General features: G+C 69.2%; 7 protein-coding genes (1 of these 7 only partly in view). 5 read left to right on the forward strand and 2 right to left on the reverse strand.

Features of this window, described 5'->3' with window-relative positions:
* The first annotated feature begins 54 nt into the window (after nt 1-54).
* From GTH33_RS08100 to GTH33_RS08120, 5 genes are all read left to right on the forward strand, one after another.
* Nucleotides 55-1,308: a family 43 glycosylhydrolase gene (locus GTH33_RS08100; protein ID WP_163957983.1), complete on the forward strand. Its 1,254-nt coding sequence runs from the start codon at nt 55-57 to the stop codon at nt 1,306-1,308.
* Nucleotides 1,305-2,921 (forward strand): family 43 glycosylhydrolase, encoded by a 1,617-nt coding sequence (locus GTH33_RS08105; RefSeq protein ID WP_163957984.1) that lies wholly within the window; start codon nt 1,305-1,307, stop codon nt 2,919-2,921. Before GTH33_RS08100 ends, GTH33_RS08105 begins: the two co-directional genes overlap by 4 nt.
* Complete coding sequence (locus tag GTH33_RS08110; RefSeq protein WP_163957985.1) at nt 2,918-5,539, forward strand: glycoside hydrolase family 3 C-terminal domain-containing protein; 2,622 nt, start codon at nt 2,918-2,920, stop codon at nt 5,537-5,539. The genes GTH33_RS08105 and GTH33_RS08110 overlap by 4 nt, the downstream gene beginning before the upstream one ends.
* Nucleotides 5,540-5,575: 36 nt before the next feature.
* Nucleotides 5,576-6,394 carry a rhamnogalacturonan acetylesterase gene (locus tag GTH33_RS08115; RefSeq protein ID WP_163957986.1) on the forward strand — a complete coding sequence of 273 codons (819 nt, stop codon included), beginning with the start codon at nt 5,576-5,578 and terminating at the stop codon, nt 6,392-6,394.
* 140 nt (nt 6,395-6,534) lie between these two features.
* Nucleotides 6,535-8,604 carry a putative bifunctional diguanylate cyclase/phosphodiesterase gene (locus tag GTH33_RS08120; protein WP_163957987.1) on the forward strand — a complete coding sequence of 690 codons (2,070 nt, stop codon included), beginning with the start codon at nt 6,535-6,537 and terminating at the stop codon, nt 8,602-8,604.
* Here GTH33_RS08120 and GTH33_RS08125 read toward each other — a convergent pair.
* Nucleotides 8,589-9,251, reverse strand: a complete 663-nt coding sequence (locus GTH33_RS08125; RefSeq protein ID WP_163957988.1) for a cell wall hydrolase — start codon at nt 9,249-9,251, stop codon at nt 8,589-8,591. The genes GTH33_RS08120 and GTH33_RS08125 overlap by 16 nt on opposite strands.
* A gap of 204 nt (nt 9,252-9,455) precedes the next feature.
* Nucleotides 9,456-9,697: the 3' portion of a hypothetical protein gene (locus GTH33_RS08130; RefSeq protein ID WP_163957989.1), read on the reverse strand. It continues 49 nt past the right edge of the window; 242 of the gene's 291 nt are visible here — the last part of the coding sequence; the start codon falls outside the window, past its right edge; the stop codon is at nt 9,456-9,458.

The following is a 9,697-nucleotide window of genomic DNA, read 5'->3' on the forward strand; positions in this document are numbered from 1 at the left end:
CCCCGCGCGGCGGCGACGTGACGCGGGGCTATTTTGTTCGAAAGGGTGATCGGCATGAAACGACGCCATGTTCTGATCGGCGGACTCGCATTGGCGGGCGATACGGTGGCGCGGGCGCTGGTGCAGGCGGCACCGGCTTACGGTCCCGCACCGCTGCCCGGCACGACCCGCGCCGTGGACGCCGACGACAGCGGCCGGATCGTGCCGCCGCCGCCGCGCGGCTATTGGCGGTTCAGCGGAACGAGCGGTCCCGGTCGTCGCGCCACGGCGGCGAGCGCGAGCGGCGGCTGGACCAGCGGCATGCCCGACGTCCGCTACAAGGGGCCGGGCCGGCCGGCGTATCCGGTCGCGCCGTGGCACGACGCCGATGCCGGCACCGCGGTGACGGCGGGGCTGCTGCCGCGCATCCGCCCCCTGCACGACGTGCACATTCGCGACACGATCGTCTGCCCCGGCGGCGATGGCTATTATTACATGACCGGATCGACCGGGGACAACATCTGGGCGGTCAACGACGGGGTCGAGCTGTGGCGGTCGAAGGACCTCGACAGCTGGGACTATCGCGGCCTCGTCTGGAGCATCGAGCGCGACGGGGTGTGGGAGAAGGCGTGGCGGATGCGCGCCGGCGTGCCGTTCCGCGCGCTGTGGGCGCCGGAAATCCATTTCATCCGGGGCAATTATTATATCTGCCATTCGATCAGCCGCGCCGGCCTCGCCATCCTGAAGAGCACCAGCGGCAAGGCGGAGGGGCCGTACGTCCACGCCTTTTCGCCAGGCGCGCCGATCCGCCGCAGCATCGATGCGACGCTGTTCGACGACGGCGAGGCGGTGTGGCTGACCTATGGCTCGGCGAGCGAGATCGTCCGGCTGAAGGACGATCTGTCCGGCCTGGCGGGCGCATGGACGCCGATGACCGCGACCGAATGGGACAATGATCCGCGCCACCACCGCAGTCCGTGCGGGCCGGAGGGGTGCCGCAAGTTCGGTTATGAAGGCGCGACGATGTTCCGCCGCGACGGCGTCTATTACCTCGGCGTCGTCGACCGGTACGAGGGGCGCTATTCGTTCCGCATCTGGATGAGCGACGCGCCCACCGGGCCATGGCGCGAACCGCACGAGGGCGCGCCGTGCTGCGGCGGCGGCAACATCTTCCGCGACCGGCAGGGCCGCTGGTGGCAGACCTTCTTCGGCAACGATGAGGCGAGCCACTTTCGCGAAAAGCCCGGCATCGTCCGCATCGATTTCGATGCGCGCGGCCATGTCGTCGTCCACCGCGACCAGCCTTTCAGAATCCAGGAGCCAGCATGACCGAATTCAACAGGCGCGACGCATTCGGGCTGGCGCTCGCCGGCGGGGCGGCGCTGATCCCCGGCGCGCCCGCGCAGGCCGCCGCGGCGGGCAAGGACTGCATCCGCCCGTTCGATGCCAGCTGGCGCAAGGGGTTTGACGGCCAGCGTATCGCCGACCTCGGCGACGGGCGCTTCCTCAACCCGTTGATCGGCGGCGACCGGCCCGATCCCGCCATTCTGAAGGACGGCGCGGATTATTACATGACCTTTTCCAGCTTCGACAGCTATCCGGGGCTGACGATCTGGCACAGCCGCGACCTCGTCAACTGGCGGCCGCGCACCGCGGCGCTGACCCGCAACATCGGCTCGGTCTGGGCGGTCAGCCTGGAAAAGCACGATGGCCGCTATTTCCTCTACATTCCGGTCAAGGCCAGTCCGAAGAACGACATCTACGTCATCCATGCCGACCATATCGACGGTCCGTGGTCCGACCCGGTCAGCCTCGGCCTGCACAGCCATATCGATCCGTGCCACGCGGTCGGCGAGGACGGGTCGCGCTGGCTGTTCCTGTCGGGCGGCGACCGTATCCGCCTGTCCGCCGACGGTCTGAAGACGGTCGGCGCGGTCGAGCACGTCTACGATCCGTGGCGCTATCCCGACGATTGGGACGTCGAGGGGTTCAGCCCCGAAGGCCCCAAGATCCATCGTCACGGCGACTGGTTCTACATGATCACCGCGGTCGGCGGCACTGCCGGCCCGCCCACCGGCCACATGGTGATCGTCGCCCGCTCGCGCTCGATCCACGGGCCATGGGTCAACGATCCCGGCAATCCGATCGTCCGCACCGTTTCCAACGACGAAAAATGGTGGTCGCGCGGCCATGCCAGCCTGGTGCAGGCGCCCGACGACAGCTGGTGGTCGGTGTATCACGGTTATGAGAACGGGTTCTGGACGCTGGGCCGGCAGGTGCTGCTCGATCCGGTGCGCTGGACTGCGGACGGCTGGTTCCGGATGACCGGCGGCGATCTGTCGACGCCGCTGCCCAAACCCAGGGGCGGGCAGGCAGGGCCGCACGGCCAACCGCTCAGCGACGATTTCCGCAGCCCGCTGAAGCTCGGCGCGAAATGGAATTTCTTCCGCCCCGGCCCGGCCGAGCGCGATCGGGTCCGCATCGACAAGAGTGCGCTGGTGTTGCGGGCGAGCGGCACGGCACCGGTCGATTCCTCACCGTTAATGCTGATCGCGGGCGACCAGGCGTATGAATTCCAGTGCGATGTCGAGATCGCACCCGGCGGCACCGCCGGTCTCGTGCTGTTCTACGACGACAAATTGTATTGCGGCCTCGGCTTCGATGAAAAGCGGTTCGTCACCCACCAATACGGCATCGAACGGGGCCGCCCCGCCAACCCGCACGGGCGGCGCATGTCGATCCGCATCGCAAACAAGCGGCACATCGTCGCCATCCACACCTCCGGCGACGGCGGGCGGACATGGCAGCGCTTCGACCGCGGCATGGAGGTGTCGGGCTATCACCACAATGTCCGCGGCGGTTTCCTGATGCTGCGCCCCGGCCTGTATTCGGCGGGGGCAGGCGAGGCGCGGTTCCGCGACTTCCGGTTCCGCGCGCTATGAGACGACGCGCCATCCTGCTGCTGCTCGCGCTGTCGGATGTCGCCGTCGCGCAGAACCTGCCGTTCCGGGATGCCGCCCGCCCGGCGGAGCAGCGCGCCGCCGACCTCGTCGCGCGGCTGACGCTGGCGGAAAAGGCGGCGCAGCTGAAGGACGATGCACCGGCGATCCCGCGGCTCGGCATTCCCGCTTATGCCTGGTGGAGCGAGGGGCTGCACGGTGTCGCGCGGGCAGGCGATGCCACCGTCTTTCCGCAGGCGATCGGCCTGGCTGCGACATGGGATGCGCCGCTGGTGCAGGCGGTCGCCGACACCGTGTCGACCGAATTCCGCGCGAAGTACCTCGCGACACGCCATCCCGATGGCAGTTCGGACAAATACCGCGGGCTCACCGTCTGGTCGCCCAACGTCAACATCTTCCGCGATCCGCGCTGGGGGCGGGGGCAGGAGACGTTCGGCGAGGACCCGTATCTGACCGGCAGGATGGGCGTCGCGTTCATCCGCGGCTTGCAGGGGCCGGACGCCGGCCGGCCCCGCACGATCGCCGCGGTGAAGCATTTCGCGGTGCATAGTGGCCCGGAGGCGGATCGCCACCGCGAGGACGTCCATCCCTCCGCCCACGATCTGGAGGACACGTATCTGCCGGCATTTCGCGCCGCCGTGGTCGAGGGCGGGGTGCAGGGACTGATGTGCGCCTATAACGCCATCGACGGCGTGCCGGCCTGTGCCAGCCCGCTGCTGGCCAGCCAGGTGCGCGGACGGTGGGGCTTCAAGGGCCATGTCGTATCCGATTGCGCGGCGATCGCGGATATCGTGATGCCGACGTCGCATGGTTATGTGCCGACGTCGCAACAGGCGGTGGCGACGGCGCTGAACGCCGGTACCGACCTGTTCTGCGCCGAATTCGGGCTGGGCAAGAGCCATGATCCGCAGATCATCGTCGATGCCGTGCGGCAGGGGCTGGTGAAGCCCGGCGTGCTCGATCGGGCGGTAACGCGGCTGTTCGAGGCTCGCTTTCGCCTCGGCGTCATCGGTGTCGGCGCCGCGCCGCGCCCGGCGATCGCCGCCACCGATTTCGACACGCCCGGCCACCGCGCCCGTGCACTGGACGCCGCGCGCAAGTCGATCGTGCTGCTAAAGAACGACGGCGTGCTGCCGATCGCGGGGACCCCCCGGCGCATCGCCGTGATCGGCCCGAATGCCGACAGCGTCGATGCGCTGGTCGGCAATTATGCGGGGACGCCGTCGGCGCCGGTGACGGTGCTGGCGGGGTTGCGGCAGCGGTATCCGCAGGCTGACATAAGTTTCGTCGAGGGCACGGGTCTGGTCGGCGCGCCATTGAAACCGGTGCCGGCGGATGTGCTGTGCATCGATCGCGACTGTGGCACCCGAGGCGTCCGCGTCGACGAATTCGCGGGGACGGCGCTGGCCGGTGCACCGGTGCGTGCGGCCACCGATACGGCGGTGCGCTTTGGCTGGGGACGGCCCGAACGGCGCGAGCGTGCGACGTCGATCCGCTGGACCGGCTATGTGACCGCGGCCGAGACGGGGCCGTACCGCTTTCGCCTGACCGGCGATGGCGGCTATCGCATCCGGGTGGACGGTCGCACCGTCGTCGATGCCTGGGATGCCGCCGATCCCGCGTCGATCGCGGATGGCGAGATCGCGTTGCGGGCGGGGCAACGCTATCCGCTGGTGGTCGAGGCGATCCAGACGGGCGGGCGCGGCGATCAACGGCTGGAATGGAGCAATTTCGGGGCGCGCGGCGATGCCGCGGTCGCGGCGGCCCGCGATGCCGACCTCGTCGTGTTCGTCGCCGGACTGACCGCGAAGCTGGAGGGCGAGGAGATGCGCGTCCACGCACCCGGCTTTGCCGGCGGGGATCGCACCAGTCTCGATCTGCCGCGCCCGCAGCAGGACCTGCTGGAACGGGTGCAGGCGACGGGCCGGCCGCTGGTGCTGGTGCTGATGAACGGCAGCGCGCTGGGTGTGGACTGGGCCGATCGCCATGTCGGTGCGATCGTAGAGGCATGGTATCCGGGCGGCGAGGGCGGGCAGGCCGTGGCCGAGATGATCGCCGGGGACTTCAGCCCCGCCGGGCGATTGCCGGTCACGTTCTACCGCGATGCCGGGCAGTTGCCGCCGTTCGGGGATTATCGGATGGCGGGGCGGACGTATCGCTATTTTACCGGCGAACCGCTGTATCGCTTCGGTCACGGCCTCAGCTACACCCGGTTCGCCTATGGCACGCCGCAATTGGGCCGGGCGCGCATCCGCGCCGGCGATACGGCGACGCTGAGCGTCCGCGTCACCAACACAGGGCATGTCGACGGCGACGAGGTCGTCCAGCTCTACGGATCGCAGGCGGCGCCCGGGGCGCCGCTGCGGGCGCTGATGGGGTTCGCGCGCATCACGCTGAAGGCCGGCGAAAGCCGCGACGTGCGCTTCGCCATCGATCCGCGGACGATGAGCGTCGTCGACCCGGCGGGGCGTCGTGCCGTCGCGCCGGGCATCGTCGATCTGTGGGTCGGCGGCGGCCAGCCGGGCGCCGCGGCCGGCCACAAGCCACCCGCGGGCGCGGCGACGCGCCTGACGATCACCGGCACCCATGCGCTCGACTGAGGTTGCCGGGCCAATGCACAGACAGGGGATATCGTCATGATCCGTAGCATCATCAGTGCGATCGGCGCGATCACGGCCGCCGCCGCGGCGCCTGCGCAAATGGCGCCGCCGCCCGGCAGCCCGCCGGTCCGCAGCATCGAACCGTCGAAGGTCATCCTGGTCGGCGATTCGACCACCGCCGTGATCGGCGGCTGGGGGCCGGCATTTTGCGCCGACCACGTCACCTCGTTTCTCGCCTGCGTCAATCTGGCGCGGGGCGGGCGCAGTTCCGGCAATTACCGGTGGGAAGGATCGTGGAAGATCGCGCTCAGCGAGATGCGCGTACCGGGCTATCGGACGACCTGGGTGCTTATCCAGTTCGGCCACAACGACCAGCCGGGCAAGCCGGGCCGTTCGACCGACCTTGCGACCGGATACCCCGAAAACCTGCGTCGTTACGTCCGCGAGGCTCGCGCGGCGGGCGCGGTCCCGATCCTGGTGACGCCGTTGACGCGGCGCATCTTCGCCGACGGCCGGCTGGTCGACGATCTCGCCCCGTGGGCGGCGGCCACACGACGGGTTGCCACCGAGCTGAAGGTGCCGCTGCTCGACCTGCATGCCGACAGCCGTGCGGTCGTCGAGGCGCTGGGGCCGGCGGTGTCGCAGATGTTCGCGCAACTGCCGCCGGGGTCTCCGCCGGCCGGTCCGGGCGCGGCCGCCGCGGGGACGGAGGTGCAGGTGCAGCCGCTCGCGACCCCCAGGCTGTCGTTCGACAACACGCATCTCGGCAAGCAGGGTGCCGCCGTGTTTGCGACGATCGTGACGAAAGAGCTGGCTCAGGCCGTGCCCGACATGCGGCCGCTGCTGGTGCCCTGAGATACGGACGGCGATCGCACCGTCAGCCACTGCACCATTTCGATCCTATTTCGAACCATTCTAACATGCTGGTAACTTTGCCCGTCGTATCCTGATCGCCGAGGAGGAGCGTCGGGGTGCGGATATCCATTGCCAGTCGCGTGTCCGTGGCGTGTGCTGCCCTGCTGGTCCTGTCGCTGCTCGTGGCGATGCTCAGCCTGCGCGCCGGAGAGCATCTGCAGGCGGGCAACCGGCAGATCGACGGGCTGACCCATATGTTGCGCACGCAGGATCGCGACGACGCCCTGCAACGACAATTGCGGCTGGCGGTCGGCGAGGTCACGCGCGACGCCGAGCAGCACAAGCCGATCGCGCCCGCACGCTGGCGCAGTCTGGACGACAGCCTGCGCGCATTTGCCAGCACGGGTGCGCCATCACCGGCCGACTTGCCGCCCGCGGTGACCGCCGCGATGGGCGAAACGCTGCGCGCCACCCGCGCCTTCGTGCCGGTCGCGGAGCATCTCGTCATCCTCGCCCGGCGCGATCCGGCAGCGATCAAGGCGGCGATGCCGGACTTTCTCGCCGCGCTGAAACGGCTGGAGACATCCCGCACCGATGTGCGCGAGGCGCTGGGCATGGCGATCGAGGCGGCGATCACCGCGAACATCGCGCTGACCCAGGCCAGCGCCATACGACTGACCATCGTCGCTATCGCCGCTGCGGCGCTGCTGTTCGCCTCCGCCGCTTGGCTGCGGCTGCGACTGGTGGCGCCGATCGTCACGATCGCCGCGCGGCTGCGCAGCTTCGACAGCGAACAGCCGGAAGCGGCAAGGGTGCCGGGGCTGCGGCGGACGGACGAACTGGGCGACCTGGCGCGTGGGCTGTCGGAATATCGCCAGGCGGTGGAGGAACGGCGCATCGCCCAGCGCCGCATCGATTTCCTGGCGCACCACGATGCGCTGACCGGCCTGCCCAACCGTCTGGCGTTTGAAAGCCGGCTGGCGCACGAATTGGCCCGAAGCCGCCGCACCGGCGATCAGGTGGCGGTGTTCGCGATCGACATGGACGGGTTCAAGGCGATCAACGACCGTCATGGTCATGCCGGCGGCGACGATGCCCTGCGTCGGGCGGCGCGCCTGCTGTCCGGGTGCAGTCGCGCCGACGATCTGGTCGCACGGATCGGCGGCGACGAGTTCGCCATCGTGCAGGCGGCGGCCGGGCAGCCGCAGGCGGCCGAGGCGCTGCTGGCGCGGATCGCGGCGGCGGTGGCGGACACGGCGGGCGCCGAGGTCGCGATCCGGATGAGCATCGGCGTCGCCGTGGCGGCCGGGGAGCAGGCAACCGACGATCTGTACAATGACGCGGATATCGCATTGTACCGCGCCAAGTCCGACGGCGGAAACACCGGGCGCTTCTACGACACGGGTTTGCAGGACGAGATCAGGCTGAAGCGACGGCTGGGTCGCGACCTGGAGACCGCCATCGAGAATGACCAGTGCTACGTCGTGTTCCAGCCGATCGCGACCAGCGCGATGCGGATCGTCGGCTATGAGGCGCTGTTGCGCTGGCGACATCCGGAACTGGGCGAGATCGCGCCGTCCCAGTTCATCCCGATCGCCGAATCCACCGGCTGGATCGGGACGATCGGACGCTGGATGGCGGACCGTGCGCTGGCGGCGGCGGCGACGTGGCGATCCGACCTGACGCTGTCGCTCAACCTGTCGCCGTTGCAGTTCCGCGATGCCGATCTGGTCGACACGCTGCTGGGCCTGGCCGAACGGCGTGGCATCGCGCCCGATCGGCTGGCGTTCGAGGTGACCGAGAGCGCGACATTGCTGGGGCACCACCGCGATACCGTGCTGGCGATGCTACGCCGGTTGCAGGATGCCGGCGCCCGTATCGTCATGGACGATTTCGGCACGGGCCATTCGTCGTTGAGCAACCTCAAGGACTTTCGGTTCGACGCTTTGAAGATCGACAGGAGCTTCGTCGCGGCGATGCTGGTCGACCAGCCCTCCGCCTCGATCATCAGGGCGACGATCGGGCTGGGACGCAGCCTGGGCGCGGTGATCGTCGCCGAGGGCGTCGAGCAGCAGCGGCAGCTGGACGTATTGCGCGAATGGGGCTGCGACCAGGTGCAGGGCTATCTGATCGGACGTCCCGCGCGCGATGTCGCCGCCGGTGCCCGGCGGAGTCGGCGTGACGCCCTGGTGGATCAACTGCGCACGTAGAACAGGTGGGTGCCGACCCGCGCGATCTTGACCAGGGAATCGCGCCAATAGGGCACCATCCAGTCGGTGTGATAATGCGTCGCCCGGCCGACGTCGGCAAAGACGTCGCCGGCCAGCGCCCGCCGTGCCGCGCGCCGGGCCGCGCCCCAGCCGACATGCACCGGCCGCCGCCGGAACGAGCCATCGCAGGTGAACGAGAACTGGCAGCCGGTGGCGCGGGTCGCGCCCTGATAGACGACGCCGCACACCGTCTTGGCGAAACCGGGTGCGCGCACCCGATTGAGAATCACCTGGATCACCGCACGCTGGCCGCGGCGATCGTCGCCGGCTTCGTAGAGCGCGGCGGTCGCGAGGCATTCGATCGCCTGTTCGCGGGCTGCCGGACCGCCGCGGAACCGGTAGCGCGCCGCCCGCAATCGTCGGCCGACGTCGATCGGCACTGCGGCGTTCGACAGCCGCGCCTCCGCCATGGTCAGCGGCCGGGCATCGTCGGCAGGTGCGACGACCGGCCACGGGCCGATCGCCCCGGCGAAGATCGCGATCAACGTGGCGATGCCGAGCAGCAGTAGCCAGCGTTCCGACGACAGGTCGCGCCGCGCGCGCCGGCGTGATGCCCGGCGGGGGGTAGGGGATCGTCGCTGCGCCATTACACCCGGATGTAGCGCATCCGCATCGCCGGATCAGCCCGTCGCAGGCGGCCACGTGCGCGTGCATTTCTTGCATGTGGCCATGTCGTTTTTGCATTTGCGCAGGCGGTTGCTGCGCTGCACAAAGTCCGTGCCTTTCAGGCATCCTCTCCTAAAAACTTTCCGGCCGGTCGTTTCTTGATCGGCCTTTCTTTTGCCTGTCGTTCAGACCCGCTCGATCAGCACGATCTCGCCCTCGACCTCGATATCCTCATCGTCATCGCCGTCGAAGCCTTCGGGCATGTCGAATTCAGCGGTCCAGTCGTAGACCTTTTCGGGGCCGCCGCCATCGATCCAGACGCGAACCGCACCCTGCGTGATCTCTCCGCCCATCGCGCCGACGAAGTCGGTGACGAGCGCATCGGCCGCGCTTTCGTGGTCGGTGACGCCGGGAATGCTGGCGGCTG

Source organism: Sphingomonas insulae, from assembly GCF_010450875.1.
GTDB lineage: Bacteria > Pseudomonadota > Alphaproteobacteria > Sphingomonadales > Sphingomonadaceae > Sphingomonas > Sphingomonas insulae.

Excerpts from the sequence above, each read along its gene's own strand:
- GTH33_RS08100 (WP_163957983.1), top strand. The coding sequence starts at position 55 with ATGAAACGACGCCATGTTCTGATCGGCGGACTCGCATTGGCGGGCGAT.
- GTH33_RS08105 (WP_163957984.1), top strand. The coding sequence starts at position 1,305 with ATGACCGAATTCAACAGGCGCGACGCATTCGGGCTGGCGCTCGCCGGC.
- GTH33_RS08110 (WP_163957985.1), top strand. The coding sequence starts at position 2,918 with ATGAGACGACGCGCCATCCTGCTGCTGCTCGCGCTGTCGGATGTCGCC.
- GTH33_RS08115 (WP_163957986.1), top strand. The coding sequence starts at position 5,576 with ATGATCCGTAGCATCATCAGTGCGATCGGCGCGATCACGGCCGCCGCC.
- GTH33_RS08125 (WP_163957988.1), bottom strand. The coding sequence starts at position 9,251 with ATGGCGCAGCGACGATCCCCTACCCCCCGCCGGGCATCACGCCGGCGC.